At 44.1% G+C, this 19,262-nt stretch carries 10 protein-coding genes; 8 read left to right on the top strand and 2 right to left on the bottom strand.

Annotated features, from left to right (window positions below):
• Positions 1 to 139: 139 nt before the first annotated feature.
• The gene (locus tag LZG71_RS24675) at positions 140 to 4,453 is read right to left on the bottom strand and encodes a M4 family metallopeptidase (RefSeq protein ID WP_233824984.1); all 4,314 of its coding nucleotides are present in this window, start codon (positions 4,451 to 4,453) and stop codon (positions 140 to 142) included.
• A 227-nt stretch (positions 4,454 to 4,680) separates the two neighbouring features.
• The gene (locus tag LZG71_RS24670; protein ID WP_233824982.1) at positions 4,681 to 5,235 is read right to left on the bottom strand and encodes a GNAT family N-acetyltransferase; all 555 of its coding nucleotides are present in this window, start codon (positions 5,233 to 5,235) and stop codon (positions 4,681 to 4,683) included.
• A gap of 284 nt (positions 5,236 to 5,519) precedes the next feature.
• Between LZG71_RS24670 and LZG71_RS24665 the strand changes: the two genes are divergently transcribed.
• From LZG71_RS24665 to LZG71_RS24630, 8 genes are all read left to right on the top strand, one after another.
• Complete coding sequence (locus LZG71_RS24665; RefSeq protein WP_233824981.1) at positions 5,520 to 6,644, top strand: Gfo/Idh/MocA family protein; 1,125 nt, start codon at positions 5,520 to 5,522, stop codon at positions 6,642 to 6,644.
• 281 nt (positions 6,645 to 6,925) lie between these two features.
• The gene (gene tnpA, locus LZG71_RS24660; RefSeq protein ID WP_233824980.1) at positions 6,926 to 7,402 is read left to right on the top strand and encodes an IS200/IS605 family transposase; all 477 of its coding nucleotides are present in this window, start codon (positions 6,926 to 6,928) and stop codon (positions 7,400 to 7,402) included.
• A 42-nt stretch (positions 7,403 to 7,444) separates the two neighbouring features.
• Positions 7,445 to 11,188: a PVC-type heme-binding CxxCH protein gene (locus LZG71_RS24655; protein ID WP_233824978.1), complete on the top strand. Its 3,744-nt coding sequence runs from the start codon at positions 7,445 to 7,447 to the stop codon at positions 11,186 to 11,188.
• Between the two features lie 253 nt (positions 11,189 to 11,441).
• A complete protein-coding gene (locus LZG71_RS24650; protein ID WP_233824976.1) occupies positions 11,442 to 14,645 on the top strand; it encodes a TonB-dependent receptor in 3,204 nt (1,067 codons plus the stop codon).
• Between the two features lie 12 nt (positions 14,646 to 14,657).
• On the top strand, positions 14,658 to 16,541 hold the full coding sequence (locus tag LZG71_RS24645) for a RagB/SusD family nutrient uptake outer membrane protein (protein WP_233824974.1): 1,884 nt from the start codon (positions 14,658 to 14,660) through the stop codon (positions 16,539 to 16,541).
• 10 nt (positions 16,542 to 16,551) lie between these two features.
• Positions 16,552 to 17,247 carry a DUF3823 domain-containing protein gene (locus LZG71_RS24640; protein ID WP_233824972.1) on the top strand — a complete coding sequence of 232 codons (696 nt, stop codon included), beginning with the start codon at positions 16,552 to 16,554 and terminating at the stop codon, positions 17,245 to 17,247.
• 2 nt (positions 17,248 to 17,249) lie between these two features.
• Positions 17,250 to 18,230: an arabinan endo-1,5-alpha-L-arabinosidase gene (locus LZG71_RS24635; protein ID WP_233824971.1), complete on the top strand. Its 981-nt coding sequence runs from the start codon at positions 17,250 to 17,252 to the stop codon at positions 18,228 to 18,230.
• A gap of 147 nt (positions 18,231 to 18,377) precedes the next feature.
• Positions 18,378 to 19,256, top strand: coding sequence for an AraC family transcriptional regulator (locus LZG71_RS24630; RefSeq protein WP_233824969.1), 879 nt, complete (start codon positions 18,378 to 18,380; stop codon positions 19,254 to 19,256).
• Positions 19,257 to 19,262 lie beyond the last annotated feature (6 nt).

Raw genomic sequence — 19,262 nt, 5'->3', positions numbered from 1 at the left:
TACAAGTTCCGGAGAAACGCTTCAATTCTGCATGATAGCAGTGATACGGATGAGCATTTAAAACTTCCTACTAAAAAAGAGATGTTCTTAAAGCCGGAACTTTAAAAACATCTCTTCTACAATTTTCAGAAAAACGACACTATAACTTCAATACCGAGAAATTATAACTCGCTTTGTCATCCGATATTACCACCTGATACACGCCCGTTCCTAGCTTCGACATATCCTGCGTAACAACGCCTCCGTTGGCTTTAACCTTGGATTGCTCAATCACCACTTGCCCCGAAACATTAATGACCTTTAATGTAACCAGCTTCATATCCACATCAGGTAGCTCAATGCTAAGTACCGATTGTACCGGATTGGGAAAGGACTTGGTTTCCCTGGAGTTATGCGCATCTATGGCTATTATTTTGCTGTAGGCAAGGGAGCCGTCTTTATCCACCGACCTGAGTCTGTAATAGTTAAGCCCTCTTCCATATTTACTATCCGTAAAGGTGTAATTGTTGGTGATGGCCGAATTTCCGTTACCAGCCACTCTGCCAATCTCCGAGAATTTTTTGACATCGGAGGCCCGTTCCACGGCAAAGAAGTCGCTGTTTACTTCGGCAGTAGTTGCCCACTTCAGCAGGTTTCCTTCTGAACTATGCTTTCCTTCAAACTTAACCAGCGTCACCGGCAAACTGCCCACAGGTGGAGCATTGGACAATCCAAATCCTGAGAAGCCCGAAGTGAATTTAGCGGTATAGGCCCAATCGGTGTTAAACGCCGAACTTACCTGTATCTCGGCAAAAGAACCCGCACCAGTATTATCAATTGTGATACCATCTTCACTTTTACCCATCGAAGTAATCGACTCTTGATAAGCTCCCAATTCAGTATCTGTATAATAGAGTGTTATATTATACTCACCTGCCGGATTCGGGTTGGAGGGAGTCACCTTAACCGTTTTTTTGGTAATCCTATAAGCAGCAACCCATTCTTCGGAACCTGTACCTGCCCTATCTATCTGTACTGAGGTACAGCCATAATCATGCGTGGTTAGGTTCTCTATTTTTGCAATCAGGTTTTTCGATATGGGATCGTAAAAATAAGCCGTTGCCAATGGTCCGAGGTACTGCTCATCGGGAGGGGCAGTAACGGTGGTAGATATTTGTGTAGGGAACTGACCAGTAACCTTTATATTATCCAATGCCCAATAATAATCCCAATTTGCTGTGTACTGAAATCTAAGCTTCATTGCCGCATTGGCATATACAATTGGGATGGCAATATTTTGTGCGTTGGCGGCTCCGTAGGCACCGGATGTACCTGAGGCTTCTGTATGAGTTAACAAATTATGCCATGCGGCACCATCCCATACGTCAACCTTGGCACTCTCAGCAAAATCACCTGCTGCGTTGTACACCCTGAATGCTTCTAAAAATGAAAGATTTAAAGATGTCATTCCCGAAGTGTTGAAAGGAGCGGTTTCAATACTCCATGTTCTTTCTCCATCACCATAAGAGTCACTATCGGCAATTAAGAATGGTTGCCCCTCCGGCATGTTCGTATCCAGGAAAACGGAGTTAGGATTCTCTCCCCATACCACAGCCCAGTCATCTGGATAAATATTACCTCCTGACCAGCCTGGTGGCAAAGCCTTATCATTAAAATTGGCATTCAAAACTTCAACGGTGTTAACACCAGGTAGAAATTCATTATCCTGAATGGTTATTGTATGGATTTGATTTATACTTTCCGGAATTCCATTCCCACCTGACAATGTATATGACAACACAGCCGTTTCTTGACCTTCTACATACACATCGTTATATATTCGTACCGTTACATCCTGCATTAAAGAACCTGCCTGAAGAATGACAGAGGCTGGCGAGAAGGAATAATCAGCTGTTGCTCCCAAGGTAGCCGTGCCTGTTGGCGTATTGAAAGTCACTGTAACTGGTGCTGTGGGAGCCTGGTTAATTTTCACCTGTACGATCTTTTCTAGGTAAGGCAAACAATCAGCAGACCCGGGACCAGGGTTTACAGCTTCCGCCTCATTCACGATTGTTGTAGTGGTCACAAATTGAACGCCTGGAACAGCACAGGAATAAATGCGGACATCGTCAAGATACCAGCCATCCCAGCCACCACAACCATCAGTACCCAAATCCCATCGAAACTGAACTGATTCTCCGGGATCTACTCCCAGAGCCGTCAGATTGATGCGGCTTTGTCCCCATGTACCTGATACCGATCCCGCATCAGCTCCTGAAAATGCGCCCTGCCCGGCAAGTGGATCGGTATTACCTCCGGCAGTGGTAACCAAAGTTTGGTTGTATCCGTTTGCAACAAAAGCAGAAGCGGGCACGAGTATCCACGCTCCGGCTCCGATTTTATATCTAACATTACCTCCGTCGTATCCCGACTCCAATGAAATGTAGTGATCAAAGGCCAAAGTCAAATCCGTCGGTGCACCGGCTGGTATGGCCATTACGGGGCTTAACACGCTCATTACTCCGCTTTCGTTATCACCAGCACAATCTCCTCCGGGATAGTTTATAGCCGAAATTGCATTTCCCGGATGGTTATCAGGTGCAGCGCTGTTTAAGACCCACGTACGAGTAAACCAGGTCGCGTTGTCAACCGGCGTGCTTAATACCGTCCAGGCATCAGGACCAACACCAAGCCCAGATTCGAAATTGTAGGAAAACAGTGGAGTGTTGGCTCCTGCGCAAAGTGTCGCTACAGGTTTCAGTAAAGGGGCGTATCCGCAGGTATTTTCAGCTCTCATCTCAACTGCCAGCAGTACTTTCCGCAACTGTCCCAAATCAGCAGCGCTAATAAATTGCCCTGATAATGTTGGCAGAGCGTCAGCAGTAGACAGATTCGGCAGGTTCACATTTGCAGTTATCAAAGCCTGTGCCGCCGCTTCCAGAATATCAGCCTGAGCTGCAAAATCAGTTGTTTTACCCATAAAATTAGCCTGCGCATACCAGAAAATATGGGCGGCTTTGGTAAGGCCTATCCCAGTAATGGTTTGCCCGTTGTAGGTGCCGCCGTCTACCAGCAATGCATAAGCATGATTAATAACGCCGGAGTTAATATGCACGCCACCCTGATCATTGGAATTCGTAGGCTGCCCGGTCGTACAATAATATATCGGATCCAGAACACGCCCGGGATCGTTAAAACAGTTTGGATTATACATATCTCGTATCGCCCCATTCGGGGAGGTTGCCTGCTCACCCACTCTCCATCTTGACGTGGTTGCCACTGTCGGGCAGTCACCACCAGAAGGAGGTCTCATTGCTATGCCTTCCCCGCCATCAAAATAATTATTAAGCTGATCCACTGTTTCTCCCCATATATCCGAATACGCCTCATTGAGCGCTCCCGCCTGCCAGGCGTAGATAAGGCCGCTTGTGTATTCGGTGTAGGCATGCCCCCATTCGTGGGCTACAACATCGTCAGTAGCTATGCCTACACAATAGTTAGCTGTTACGCCATTCCAGTTCGCATTGGGACAACTGATGCCCGGATTATTGTGCGTGGTGATCATTTTTGCGTCATTATCATCATAAGATACATGACCAAAGGCATTTTTCATCATATGATAAATTTGGCCCGCAGAAACAATTTCTGACTGTTGCCAGGTATCCAATGCACCCGGAAAGGCCTGCCCCTCAACCCAGGTTACAGTTGGTACTGTGGATGTAGTTGATCCCGGAGGATAAGTACGCAATTCACGATTCAGAACCTCGTGCATTCCCGCAAATTGCTCAACCAACTCTTTTGAGTGTGCATCAATGTAAAGGAACTCTCGCACATCGGCATCATTACGTACTTCAACTTCATACACAAGATGTTTGCGTCCTTCGTACCCCTGTGCAAGCCCTTTTTGAAAAACGTAGAGCGTGCTTTTGTTAACTTTTAAGGGTGACTTCGGCGGATCTTTGAACTCCCTCGTTTTTTGGGACAAGACCATTTTAATGGCCAAAGCATCTGCAACTTCTTTACTAATGGTTGGCCTTGTATTCAACTTCTCAACCTTGATAAAATTCCCATTGAGCGAAGAAAGATCATTTGCCTTATTAAAATGGAATTTAAGCACGCCGTCAAACACAGGCACTCCGCTAACATATTGTTGCAGAGCAACATGTTCCATCCCGTAGTTGTCTTTTTTGCTTTCCTTAACCTTATATCCATCTTTACCAGACTGAACGGCAAATATGCCGGAGTTCTGACTGATAAAATTAAGGGCTTTTTCCTGCAATGTACCTCCAGTGAGTTTCAGGGGTCTTGATTCCGGAAATCTCAACGAACTGACAGAAGAAGTAGCCCTGTCAATGGTCGGGGCTGCTCCGGTTTTGGCGACAAATGCATCCAGTTCTCCCTGAACGGCATTTTGAGCATAAGTCACTGAGGAATACAGTAACAAAGTTGCAATGAATCGTAAAGCTAACTTCATATGTTATAGTTATTTGGGGTGATTTTTGCACAATGTAAATGAATATTTCCGTAGGGTCTGTAAATATTTATTTCTTGGTAAAAAATATTTACAGACCCTCCATTTACAAGGCAATTGAACCACAAAAACGCTAACAAACACCACAGTGAAATTTGTACCTGCCCCTCCTGTCGTAATTAAAATGCTGTGCAGAACACTTTCGTCTGCTGTGTATTTCCAAAAAAAATTTACACCACCTCCTTCACCATGTGAAAATAACGATGTCCCATAAACGCTTTAATTCCTGAAACCTTAAAACCCAGGTTTTCATAAAATTTTTTAGCCCGCGGGTTGTCCAGATCGACGATTAACCCCACACGGTTATATCCCAGCAATTGCGCCTTGTTGCAAAATGCATGAATCAGTTTTTTACCAATGCCTTTTCCCTGATGATCGGGATGAACATTGATACAATCGAGGTAATATTCGCCTGCTTCGGTTTCATCATCCGGCGAAAAATCAGGTTTCGTTTTTCGGAGCTGATCCAGAATGGGTTGCCTGAGCAGATGCAACAGCGCTCCGTCGTAACCAGTTACAGATCCTGTCACGACGCCTTCCTCTTCACATACCAGTGTAAATTCATGACTGTACTGATTTCCTTTCCTGATAAAAAAATCTTCAAAAAATGGAATTGCATCCTCGTAACGGTCCGAATTGGCAAAAATTCCCGCTATATGCCCCATTGCAAGAATAAAAAGGGGAGCAACCTGAGTTGCATCGTCGGTAGTGGCTGGTCTGATCATATCCTCAAAATAACCACTTTTAAATGATACTCACTGTTTCGAAAACCTGATTCGCTTTTAAAATTCACATCATAGTCGTTGATTATACCAATATTTTGCTCAAAAATAGCTGATCAAATAAATAAAGATCAAAATACAGCCACTACTAATCAAAAGACGAAAAGTTTTTAGCATTATTTTGTTTTAAAATTGTATTGTCAATTTTGTGCATTTTGAATGACCTTTTGCTTGCACGGTACAATATCATTCTTCATCCTAAATTCATCATTTTCAATTCAATAAATATGTCGAAGAAAATTAATGTTGCTATTGTTGGTCTTGGCTTCGGAGCCGAATTTATCCCTATTTACCAGCAGCACCCAAATGCGAACATGTATGCGATTTGCCAGCGTACAGAATCTAAAATGAATGCTGTGGGTGACCAATACGGTATTGATGTTCGCTATTCCAGCTATGACGATCTTCTGGCTGACCCGAATGTAGACGCGGTTCACATCAACTCCCCTATTCCTAACCATGCAGAGCAAACATTAAAAGCATTGCGGGCTGGGAAACACGTTGCCTGTACCGTTCCGATGGCAACTAGTGTTGAAGATTGCCTTGAAATTGTAAAAGCGGTTAAAGAAACAGGTAAAAAATATATGATGATGGAAACCGTGGTTTATGCACGGGAATTCCTTTTTGCAAAAGAGCTATACGAAAACGGCGAATTGGGTAAAGTTCAGTTCCTGAAAGCGAGCCATCAGCAGGATATGGAAGGATGGCCTGACTACTGGCCTGGGTTGCCTCCAATGCACTATGCAACGCATTGCGTGGGCCCGGTTGCAGGTTTGCTTAAACTGGAAGCTGAGTATGTGTCCTGCTTCGGTTCAGGGACTATCAGCGAAGATCTTGTGAAAATCCACAATTCTCCTTTCGCGGTAGAATCTGCTCATATTAAGTTTAAAGACAGCGACTTGTCTGCTTACGTGTATCGTTCTTTATTCGATGTTGCACGTCAGTACCGTGAAAGCTTTGAAGTATATGGCAGCAAAAAATCTTTTGAGTGGCCATTGATCGAAGGTGAAGATCCGGTAATCCACACTGCGAAAAAACCAGAACACGAAATCGCAGAACGCGTACCAACTCCTGATTACGCACATTTGCTTCCGAAGGAAATTCAGCATTTCACAGGAAAGGGCGTTTATGATTTGGACGACAACTCCCACCTTTCATTCGTACAAGGTGGTGGTCATGGAGGTTCGCACCCGCATTTGGCACATGAGTTCATCACGGCATTGATAGAAGACCGCGAACCTTTCCCGAATGCAGCCCAATCTGCAAACTGGACAAGCGTTGGGATTCTGGCTCATGAGTCGGCGATGCAAGGCGGAGCTTTGATTCAGCTGCCTGATTTTAAGAACGTTTGAAATTGAAATGTTTGATTGGTTTTTATTGCGGTGCTCTGCACCTTAAAGAATTAGTCAAGCATATCGTTTTCTACCGCGCGGCGGACCGCAATTAGCACGGTGCCCTGCACCTGTCGATCAGGTTATGAAAGGTGCAGAGCACCGAAATATTTGTAGAAAAAACAATACAGCAGGCTTTAACCTAAGGTGCAGCGCACCGAAATAAATAGCTCAACGTCGAACCAGAATATTAACATACTCAACGAAATCAATATGTAACAACCAAATCACTTCATCATCCCATGGCAAATACCTACACTCAATTATACATTCAGCTGGTATTTGCTGTGCAGGGAAGAGAGAGTTTGGTTAAAAAGATCTGGAAAGACGAGTTGTACGCTTATATAGGAGGCATTATCAACAACAATAAATGTAAACCTTTGGCAATAAACGGAATGCCGGATCATATACATATTTTTATTGGGTATAATCCAACAGTATCGTTGCCTGATTTAGTGGAAGAAATTAAAACATCATCCAACAAATTTTTAAAAGAAAGATACAAAACATCAGTATTTAACTGGCAAAGAGGTTACTCTGCATTTTCGTACAGCCGCTCGCACGTTGATGCAGTTATCAAATACATTATAAATCAGGAAAGTCATCACAAGAAACACACATTTGAAGAAGAGTATTTAAAAATGCTCACAGATTTCGAAATAGAGTATAACGACAATTATTTATTTGATTTTCAAGACGTTTCGAACTGGGATATTTAAAGAGAAAGTAAAGAAGACAAAAACCTATTTTAAACTATTTAAATGAAAACCAAAGCCTTATCCTTTCTATTCGGTCTCGTCCTGCTTGGATGTGCCGTGCAACCTTCTTCCCAAAAGGCTTCTTTGACGGCAGAATCTACAAAAGACGCAAAAAAGGCGCGCCGTTTGGAAATCCTGTTTATGGGAGACAAAGTGGGGCACCACAAGCCTGCCGAACGTCTTCCTCAGTTGATGGCGGCCTTGGGACCAAAGGGATTCAACTTCACCTACACGGATGATCTTGAAGACCTGAACCCGGAAACACTTGGCAAATACGACGCCCTGATGCTTTTTGCAAACTGGGATTCTATTGCGCCGCAACAGGCGAAATCTTTGCTTGATTTCGTAGCCAGTGGCAAAGGTTTCATTCCTGTTCACTGTGCATCTTACTGTTTCCGCAACAATCCTGAGGTTGTTAAGTTGATGGGTGGACAGTTCTGGAGACATACTTTTGATACGATTCAACCTGTATGGACGAAACCTGATCATCCGGCTATTGCTGGTGTAAAGCCATTCAAAACGGTGGATGAAACGTATCTTCACAAACTCCTTGAACCAGACAACATCGTACTTACCGAACGTCTGGTACAGGCAGATCAGGAAAAAGACAAGCCCGGACGTGCCAACGAACCTTATACATGGGTGCGTACACATGGAAAAGGCCGCGTATTCTACACAGCTTATGGTCACGATGAACGTACATGGGCTACCAAAGGATTCCAGGATCTGATTGAGAAAGGAATTCTGTGGGCAGTGAATGATGATGCTAAGAATGCATTGACTGCACTGGCGCCAAAGCCATTTGAATACCGCCCTGCTGTACTTCCTAATTACGAACAACGCCCTGGACAACAGCTGCAACAATTACCACTTTCACCGGAAGAATCTGTCAAACACATTCAGATTCCGGTTGATTTCACACTTGACGTTTTTGCACACGAACCAGATGTAATGCACCCGATCGCTATGACCTGGGATGAGCGCGGCAGATTGTTCGTATTGATTACAAAAGATTATCCTAACGAAAGAAAAGATACAGGTGGAAGCGACTACATCCTGATTTGCGAAGACACCAATGGTGACGGCAAAGCAGATAAGTTCACGAAGTTCTCTGATGATTTGAGTATCCCGACCGGCTTAGTATTTGCCAACGGAGGTTTGATCGTTTCTCAGGCTCCGCACATGCTTTTCTTGCAGGATACAGACGGTGATGACAAGGCTGATGTTAAGAAAATTCTTTTCTCAGGTTTCGGAACGGGTGATACGCACGCCGGACCATCTAACCTTCATTACGGATTTGACAACTGGGTATATGGTTCAGTTGGTTATTCAGGATTTAAAGGAGTAGCAGGCAAAAGCGATTCTCTTGATTTTGGACAAGCGCTGTTCCGCTTCAAACCGGACGGTTCTGACATGGAAGTGGTTGCCAAAACTTCTAATAATACTTGGGGACTTGGTTTCAATGAAGCTGGTGATCTTTTCGGTTCCACTGCCAACAACTCGCACGGCTGGTACAGTGCCATTCCTAACCGCTACTTCGGAAAAAGCCGTGTAGACAATGGAAGCCGCAGTACAGATACGCATAAAGACATGCAGCCTATCACAGAGAAAGTACGTCAGGTTGACGTTTTCGGAGGTTTTACAGCAGCCGCAGGTCACAATTTCTACACTGCCCGTGCATATCCTAAAAAGTACTGGAACAAAGTAGCGTTCGTATCTGAGCCAACAGGACACATCCTGCATCAGAACTTCATGGAGAAAAAAGGAACGGACTTTGAAGACAAACTGGGTTTCAACCTGCTTGCCGGTGCCGACGAATGGGTTGCTCCTGTATTTGCAGAAGTAGGTCCTGATGGTGCTGTGTGGATAGCAGACTGGTATAGCTACATTATCCAGCATAACCCAACTCCAAAAGGTGCTGAAAACGGAAAGGGAAATGCATATGAAACGCCTTTGAGAGATTTCACACATGGTCGTTTGTACCGTGTTGCTTACAAAAAAGCACCTGCCTACAAGCCGCTTTCATTAAGCAAAAGCCGTCCTGATGAACTGGTTGCGACTTTGAAAAACACCAACATGCTTTGGAGAAGACACGCACAGCGTTTGCTTGTGGAACGCGGAAACAAAGATGTGGTTGCCAAACTGGTTGAGCTGGTAAAAGACAAATCAGTAGACGAAGTAGGTTTGAATACTGCTGCAATTCACGCATTGTGGACTTTGCACGGATTGAATGCAACTGGTGATGCAAGCGTGCTTGCTACCATTACCGAAGCACTGAAACATCCATCCAATGACGTTCGTAAAACTGCGGTTCAGGTATTGCCACGCACCGCCGGTTCTGCACAAACACTACTTGCGATTGATGCATTGCATGATAAAGATGCACTTGTAGTACTTAATTCGTTGCTTGCTTTCTCTGAAATACCATATACTGCCGAAGTAGAAACTGCTATTTTAGGATTGCTTGATACTTATGCTCAGGCTGACGATCGTTGGATGCCGGATGCTTTTGCAGCCGTATTGAATGCGCAGGATGGCAAATTGATGAAAAAATATCTTGCTCAGCGTGCAAGCAAAGCTGGTTCATCGCAGTCATCTGCAAAAACAGATACCAAAGCAGCAGCGTCTTCGCATGCAGGTATGGACCACAGCAACCACGGTGCTAGCAAAGTAACTGTGCAGGGAACTGCCGAACTGGCAATTACCAACATTACCATTGACCCGGCTACACCTTATGTACGTGAAAATGCTCGTGTAACCATTGAGATCACCAACCAGGGAAGTGTAGCGGTGCCGAAAGGAGTTGTTCCTGTTGTAAATGTTGGAATCAGAAGCCGTTCATTGAACAGCAACTACATCAGCAAGCAGCTGATGAACGGGATAGAACCAGGTGAAACCATCAAACTTACCGAAGGAAACAATGGCCCATGGAAGAGCGTTTTCAACTTTACTTCTGATGAAGCAGGCAAAGTAAATGTAACGGCGACCATCGATCAGGACAACGTGGTTCCGGAGAAGGATGATTTCAAAAACAACACGTTGACAAAATCATTTGAAGTGCGCCGTCTGGATCGTTTGTCCGACTTCGCCCTCGAACGTGCTACACGTGGCTACACATCTTATGCAAGCGGAAGCGAAGTTGTTGATCTGATCAAAACATCTCAGACACTTGATGCACAGGGACGTAATGCAATACTGAAGGGTGTGCTTGGCGCATGGAACCCACGCAGAAAAGAAAAACCATCGGATGCGGATAAAACCATTCTTGCTTCAATCAAAAATGATGTTCCAGAAGACCTGAGCGCACGTTTCAATACACTTTTGGAATCATATGGATTGAAAGAAGAAGCTCCTGTGGATCCGAACGTACAGATCGTGAAAATCAAGGCGATTCGTGAAGAAATGAAATTCGATATCACAGAGTTTACGGCAGTTGCAGGTAAAACAGTGGAAATCGTGTTCGAAAATCCGGATGCGATGCAGCACAACATCGTAGTTGGAAAACCAAAATCAACCAATATCATTGGTACAGCAGCTGACAAAATGATTACTGCGAAAGACGGAGCAGAGAAAAACTATGTTCCTTCTATTCCGCAGATCATTGCAGCATCACCACTTGTGAATCCTGGCCAAACATTCCGCCTGCGGTTTGTGGTACCTGATGTACCAGGTGACTATCCATACGTTTGTACTTTCCCTGGTCACTGGAGACTGATGACCGGTGTAATGAAAGTTGTAAAACAATAAACAGTGTCTGTTAATAAGTGGTTTTATCAATCATTTTTTAACATTTAAACAAATACCGTTCAGCATATCAGAAAGAATAAGCTCTGATATGCTGAACATATTACTCTCCTGACGTTTGTGACCATCTACCCCGGTGGCCGGGAATCGTATTGCCATGTCAAAATAAATATATAATTAAAACAATATTTTATGAAATAAAACAAGTAAAAAAGAGAGAATATGTTTCCAATTCAGCTTCTAACCAAATCACTTTATGTTTAAACTTAGACGAAATCTCTTCCCGGGACTTTTCAGAGGATGCATTGCTCTGATCATTTCCGGAACATTTGCCCCCCAGCTGCTTAGTGCAGCCACTCCGGGCAGCACCACCCGAAAAGTAAGACTGATGAAAGTTATCGACAAGACACTTTCAGGTAAGATTGTTGACGAAAAAAATACGCCGCTTCCGGGTGTGAGTGTAGTTGTGAAAGGGTCAACGGTGGGTACAACCTCCGATGGCGACGGAAGTTTCAGCCTGATTGTTCCGGACAATACGCAAACGCTGACATTTTCCTTCATTGGTTACACGTCTCAGGATGCGACCGTTGGCAATCAAACTAGTTTCAATATCACCTTACAGCCGAGCAGTGAAGAACTGACGGAAGTGGTGGTGGTTGGATATGGTACGCAATCAACTGCAACTGTAACAGGTGCAATCAGCAACGTGCAGGCTAAGGACCTGATCAGAACACCGTCTGTCGGAACCTCAGATGCCCTTGTAGGTCGTGTGCAAGGAATCACTGCCAGAAAAGCAGATGCACGTCCAGGTAACGCAACCTCGATTCAAATCAGGAATCTGGGAACACCCCTGTATGTAATCGACGGTATACCATCGGACGCAGCAAACTTTAATAACCTGGGTCAGAACGACATCGAAAGTATTTCCATTCTAAAAGATGCTTCGGCTGCGATTTACGGTTTGCGGGCTGCAAATGGTGTTATATTGGTAACTACCAAAAGAGGAAAAGCAGGTGACGGTCCCGCCCGCATCAACATTTCAGGATACTACGGTTTACAGAACTTCACCCGCTACCCAAAACCGGCTAATGCTTATCAGCACATGCGCGGACTTGTGGAATCGGACGTAAACCAGGGGCGTACGCCTTCGATTACTCCAGAAGAACTTGCAAAATGGAAAGCAGGAACAGAAAAGGGCTACCAGAGTTTCGACTACTACAAAATGGTAATGCGCCCGAACGTACCTCAGTATTCCCTGAATGCCAATGTTTCCGGCGGAACCGATAAAATTAGCTATTTCCTTTCTGTTGGACATTTGAGTCAGGATGCGTTGATTGAGGATTTCAAATTCAAGAGAACCAATATTCAGGCTAACATTGAATCAAGTGTTACAAAAAGGTTAAAAGTCGGAGCACAAATAAGCGCCCGTTTGGAAGACCGCCAACAGGCTGGTGTTCCAGGGCTTGATGATTACTTCAATCCCTTCCTCAGTATTTTCACCATGTGGCCTACCGAGCGTCCTTATGCGAATGATAATCCGAAATACATCAATCAAACACATAATGTAAACGTAAACCCTGCTACTTACAAAAAATCTATCACGGGGTATGTTGATGAGATTGATCGTGTAGTGAAAGGAAACTTTTACGCTGAATATGATTTCTCGTTTGGTTTAAAAGCAAGAGGAACATACTCCTATCAATATCGCAATCATGATTTTGATGGTTTTGAGTATACTTATGATGCCTACACCTACGACGCAGCAAATGATGCTTACAATGTAGTTCCGGGTGGAGGTAACCAAAACCCATGGAGAGAACGCCGCAAACGGAATACGGTTGACCGCTTTGCACAGTTCCAACTGAGCTATAACAAAGCCTTCGGTGATCACGAAATTTCTGCTGTTGCTGCTTACGAACAGTCGGACCTTGTGCATACCAATCTGGTTGTACACACTGTTCCTCCTAACAATTACATCCCACTGATGTCATTTGCAAATCAGGATTTGCTTATCGATGAGTGGAATACAGAAGCACGTGCAGGATACATTGGGAGAATTAATTATAACTACAAGCAGCGATACCTAATCGAGGGTGTAGGCCGATATGACGGATCATTCCTCTATGCTGCGGGCAAACGTTTTGGATTCTTCCCCGGAGTATCTGCCGGATGGAGAATTTCAGAAGAAAATTTCTTCCAAGGAAAACTTAAAAACGTATTAAGTAACCTGAAACTTCGTGCCTCTTACGGACGTACAGGTAGCGACAGAAACGCTACTCTTCCAAACGATCCGTTTATTGTTGCTCCTTTCAGTTATTTGCCAGGATACAACTTCTTACAGGGAAGTGCAATATTCGACGGACAGTACAACATTGGTGTTCGTCCAAGGGGTTTGCCGATCACCACGCTTTCATGGATTACCAACGTTTCTACAAACATAGGTCTTGATTTTGGTCTTTTGGATGGAAAATTGAATGGACAAATTGATATTTTCGAAAGAAAACGTGAAGGACTTCCCGCAGCACGCTATGACGTTCTGCTGCCATCAGAAGTAGGTTATACCCTGCCAGATGAAAACCTGAACAGCGACACGCACAGAGGCGTAGAAGGTGTCTTGACCTACAAAAGCTCAGTCGGACAGGTTGAATATACCATTGGTGCCAATGCTACGCTTTCACGTCGCCGTGACCTGGACTTTTACAAGCCTCGTTTTGGTAACTCCTACAACGAATACCGTGATTCTTATGTGGATCGCTGGGGAAATATCAACTGGGGATATCAGGTAGTTGGTCAGTTCCAGTCTCAGGAACAAATTGACAGCCATCCGATCAACAATGACGAACAGGGTAACAGAACGCAATTGCCGGGAGACTTTATTTACAAAGATGTCAATGGCGATGGTATTATAAATAACCTTGACGAACGTCCTATCGGTTTTGCAGAAGGAGCCAACCCTTACCTGAGCTTTGCTTTAAACACAAGCTTCTCGTACAAAGGTTTCTCTTTGTTCATGGATTTTGCAGGTGCTTCACTACAAAGTTTCCAACGCAACTGGGAATTGAAAATACCATATCAGAACAACGGAACTTCTCCGCATTTTATGCTGGAAGATCGCTGGCACCGCGCCGATCCCTTCGATCCGAATAGCGAATGGGTTCCGGGAACCTACCCTGCTATACGCAAAGACAATTCGAGCCACGTTAATTTCCGCAAGAGCGATTTCTGGATTACGAACGTGAGATACATCCGTCTTCGCAATATTGAGCTGGGTTACACTTTTGATTCAAAAGTATTCAAAAAACTGGGCAGTAGCGGACTACGCGTTTATGTAAACGCCAGCAATTTGTGCTCAATTGATAACGTAAAGAAATATGAAATCGACCCGGAAATTTCGTCCGGAAATGCCTTGGTATACCCACAGCAGCGGCTATTTAACGCAGGTTTCAACATCACTTTTTAATTCGAATCAGCTATGCGCAAATTATCAACATATATTCTTGCCCTTTCCATCCTGATACTCTCGGGATGCGCAGAGGAATGGCTCGACAGAAAGCCGCAAAACATCATTCTGGAAGATCAGGTTTGGAACGACTCCAAAATGATCACGGGTTTACTGGCAAACTATTACGATCGTCTGCCATATCATACAGATCTGAACCACGGGTCGACAACAGACGTCAACATTCCCAATAAAGAGGGATGGCAGGATTTTGCCGCCTATGATGAGGCCATGTGGTCTAATAATGACGACGCAAGAAACAATATTGTCTCGTACGCTTTTCAGAGATGGAGATTGTGGGATTATGCCTTGATCAGAGATATAAACCTTGCTCTGGAAAATATGGATAAATTTGGTACATCTTTATCCGCTACTCAAAAGGCACAATTTTCTTCCGAATTCAGATTCCTGCGTGCGCAGGTATATTTCGACCTGGTAAAAAGAATGGGAGGGGTTCCAATTATCACTCAACAATTGATATACAATTTTGACGGGAATCCGCAAGCATTACAGCAGCCACGCAACAAGGAAGAAGAAGTGTACGATTTCATTGCCTCGGAGCTTGATGCCATAAAAGAAACCATCGGTAACGGCACCAGCAACACGCGTGCAAACAAGTATACTGCCATGGCACTGAAAAGCCGTGCAATGCTTTACGCAGCTTCTATTGCCAAATACAACAGTCGTATGGCCGTCCCTATTTCTACTCCGGGTGGAGAAGTGGGTATACCGGCATCCAGAGCAGCAGGTTATTATGCGCAGTCACTCGCCGCTTCGGAGGAGATCATCAATAGCGGCGTTTACCAGCTTTACAATACCAATCCGAATGTAGGAGAGAACTTTTATGAAGCCATCACTAAAAAAACTGCGAACAGAGAGGTAATACTTGCACAGGATTTCCTGGTAAGTAAAGATAAAAGACATGGTTTCACTTATGACAACATTGCCCGTAACGTGCGTGAGGACAACCTGTCGTCATCTTCCATTACGCCGTCTTTGAACCTTGTTGAGGATTACGAATATCTGGATGGAACCTCTGGTGAATTAAAGATCAGGAACGCAGGCAATACCGATTACATCTATTATGACAACCTACAGGGTGTATTTGCCAATAAGGATGCAAGGTTATATGGTACTGTCATTTATCCCGGCACCTCTTTCCGCGGCACACCTGTGCAGATTCAGGCTGGTGTAAAAGTATGGAACGCGGCTTCTAACAGCTTCCAGAATGTGGAGTCAAATACACTTGGATCCACATATGATGATGGCGGATTGCTGACCGGCGCCTCAGGACCTCAGCGCTCACAAACAGAAGTGACTAATTCAGGCTTTTACCTGAGAAAGTACGTAGATCAGGCTGCTATGTCCAGCACGCGTGGTATCCGGAGCGATATGTGGTGGGTAAGGTACCGCCTGGGAGAAATATATCTCAACGCAAGTGAGGCTGCACTCGAAACCGGAAAAACCGCAGACGCGATTAAGTATGTTAATGTTGTTCGTGAACGTGCAGGTTTCGGTGCTAACAGCTTAAAAGCGCTTACCATCGAAAGGCTTCAGAATGAAAGACGTGTTGAACTTGCCTTTGAAGACCATCGCGTTTGGGATTTAAAAAGATGGAGAATAGCACATGAAGTTTGGAACGGTAATGCAAACAATCCGGACGCAGTAATTTACGCACTGTATCCTTATCGCGTTATTCGTCCGGGCCATCCAACACACAACAAGTACGTATTCGACAAGTTGGTTGCGCCCCGATTCCGCGCGCCCCGATTCTTCCAGATGGGAAATTACTATTCGTCTATCGAACAGGTTGTAATAGACAACAATCCTAAAATTATCCGGAATCCTTTCCATTAATTCTGAAACTATGAAAAAGCAAATCATATTCTCATTCAAATTTTTCCTGGGAGCGTTAGTAGCCACGAGCTTACTCACTTCTTGTGAAAAGGACAATCGTGCAGAACCAAAATCGGTTTTAAAGGGACGTATCGTGCACGATGGACAAGCAGTAGGTGTCCGCTCCAATGGCGTGCAGCTGGAGATATGGCAAAGTGGCTATCAGCTTTTTACCAAAATTCCTGTTTACATTAATCAGGACGGAACATTTTCCGCTTCGCTTTTCGACGGCGATTACAAACTCGTTCGGTTGCGTGGAAATGGTCCCTGGGTTGACAATACCGACACCATCAATGTTGCACTTCGTGGAACCCAGGAGCTGGACGTACCGGTAACACCTTATTTCATCTTCCGCAATGATACCTATTCCAAAGGCGAAGGGAAAGTTTCCGCTACTTTCAATTTACAGCAGGTGAATACTTCCAGAACACTGGAGCGTGTAAACCTGTATGTGGGCACCACCATGATCGTGGATCCAAACAACAATGGCGGTAATGCTCAGCAATTGGCCGCAGCGATCACGGATCTTACAAAACCAATTACTTTAACTGCGACATTATCCCCTGCCCTGGCCGGTCGGGAATATGTGTATGCACGAATTGGTGTAAAAACTTCCGGTGTAGGTGAAATGCTTTTCGGAGCTCCACAAAAAATAATGTTGAAGTAAATATGATAAAGCATCTGGCTATTATCTTCATCGTAATCCTGAGCGCGAAAATTTCCTGCGCTCAGGATTCTTTGCAAAAGGACATCCCCGTTCATGATCCCGTCATGATCCGGCAGAATGGCACTTATTACCTTTTTGCCACAGGACGCGGTATAAGCACCTGGTCGTCGAAAGATATGAAAGACTGGAAAAAAGAAAAACCGGTTTTCAGTTCTCCTCCCGAATGGGCAATGAAAGAAGTTCCTGGTTTCAAAGGCCACATTTGGGCACCAGACATCTCCTTTTTTCAGGGCAGACACTATCTCTATTATTCAATTTCAACTTTTGGTAAAAACAGATCCTGCATAGGCCTTGTTACCAATGCAACGCTGGATCCTGATTCACCCGAATTCAAATGGACGGATCATGGAAAGGTTATTGAATCCGTTACAGGAAGAGATGAATGGAATGCGATTGATCCCAATTTTATACTGGACGAAAATCAAAAACCCTGGCTTAGCTTCGGCTCGTTCTGGAATGGCTTAAAACTTGTCCGTCTTACAGATGACGCCACCGCCGTTGAAACCAATCCACAGCAATGGCATAACATCGCCAGCGTTCCCCGAACTCCTCCGGCCAATGGCGCGATTGAAGCTCCGTTTGTATTCCAGAAAGGGAAATACTATTATCTTTTTGCCTCATACGACCTGTGCTGCAAAGGAGAAAACAGCACGTACAAAATGCGGGTTGGGCGTTCAGAAAAACTTACAGGTCCATATTTGGACAAGGACAACATACCGATGACCAAAGGTGGAGGAACATTACTCTTACAAGGTGATGCAAACTGGCACGGTGTCGGGCATAATTCAGTATACACTTTCGATGACACCGACTACCTAATTTTCCACGGATATGACGCCAAAGACAAAGGCCGGTCGAAACTGCGTGTAGAAAAATTAGACTGGGATGAACAAAATTGGCCTCACATCAAAATCAACAATTAGCGCAAAATTGGTAAAATACGCACACTTACTTATCATATTTTAACAATTAAGAAACCAGATTTATCATCTCATTGTAAATTTTGATCATATTTTATATTTTAACAAACCAATTTTGATTCAGACACCAAGAACCACCGTATTAGCCAGATGAAAGTTGTACAATTCACCATTCCTGTTTCCAAAGAAAACACCATTGTGGTGCAGGAAGACATCCTTCCGCATTATTACAACCATCTTCACCGGCATAGAGAAGTACAAATAGAATGGGTCATAGAGGGTACCGGAATTCTTGTTGCAGGAAATTACATGCAGCGTTTTGAATCTGGTGATGTATACATTATCGGAGCCAATCAATCACATATTTTCAAGAACGACGAGATCTATTTTGATCCGGACGAAGGAAAGCAAATTCATTCAGTATCCATCTTTTTTAATCCGACCCAACTTACCAACAACATCCTGAACCTTCCGGAAATGAGCGGGATCAGGAAGTTTGTGGACGGACTACATAACGGATTTCAAATACCAGAGGCTTCTGCTGATTTAATAAAGGCGACGATCTCAGAAGTGATGAAAACAAAAGACAGCCTGCGGGTAGCGTCGTTTATCACACTGCTTCATTTGTTTTCTACTGTAAGAAATATGAAACCGCTGGCTACCAACAACAGCGAGCACATCATTTCGGAAGTAGAAGGTATCCGTATGGACCAGATTTTTCAATATCTGGTTACCAATTACAAGAATCATATTTCTTTGAACGAGATTTCGGAAATAGCCAGTCTGACTCCCCAGGCATTTTGCCGTTATTTCAAAAAACATACTGACAAAACCTTCGTCAGTTTCCTCAATGAATTGAGGGTAAACGAAGCATGTAAAATGATTGTTTCGGGAAAATTCGATAGCTTTTCGGAAGTTTCGTATCAAACAGGATTTGATAACGTAACGAATTTCAACAGGGTTTTCAAAAAAACAATCGGGAAGTCGCCACGGGAATATCACCGGGATTTCCGTGCAAGACTGATCTGATAAATT

This window comes from Dyadobacter sp. CY312, from assembly GCF_021390535.1.
Classification (GTDB): Bacteria; Bacteroidota; Bacteroidia; order Cytophagales; family Spirosomataceae; genus Dyadobacter.
This window is presented reverse-complemented; position numbering and strand designations above follow the sequence as displayed.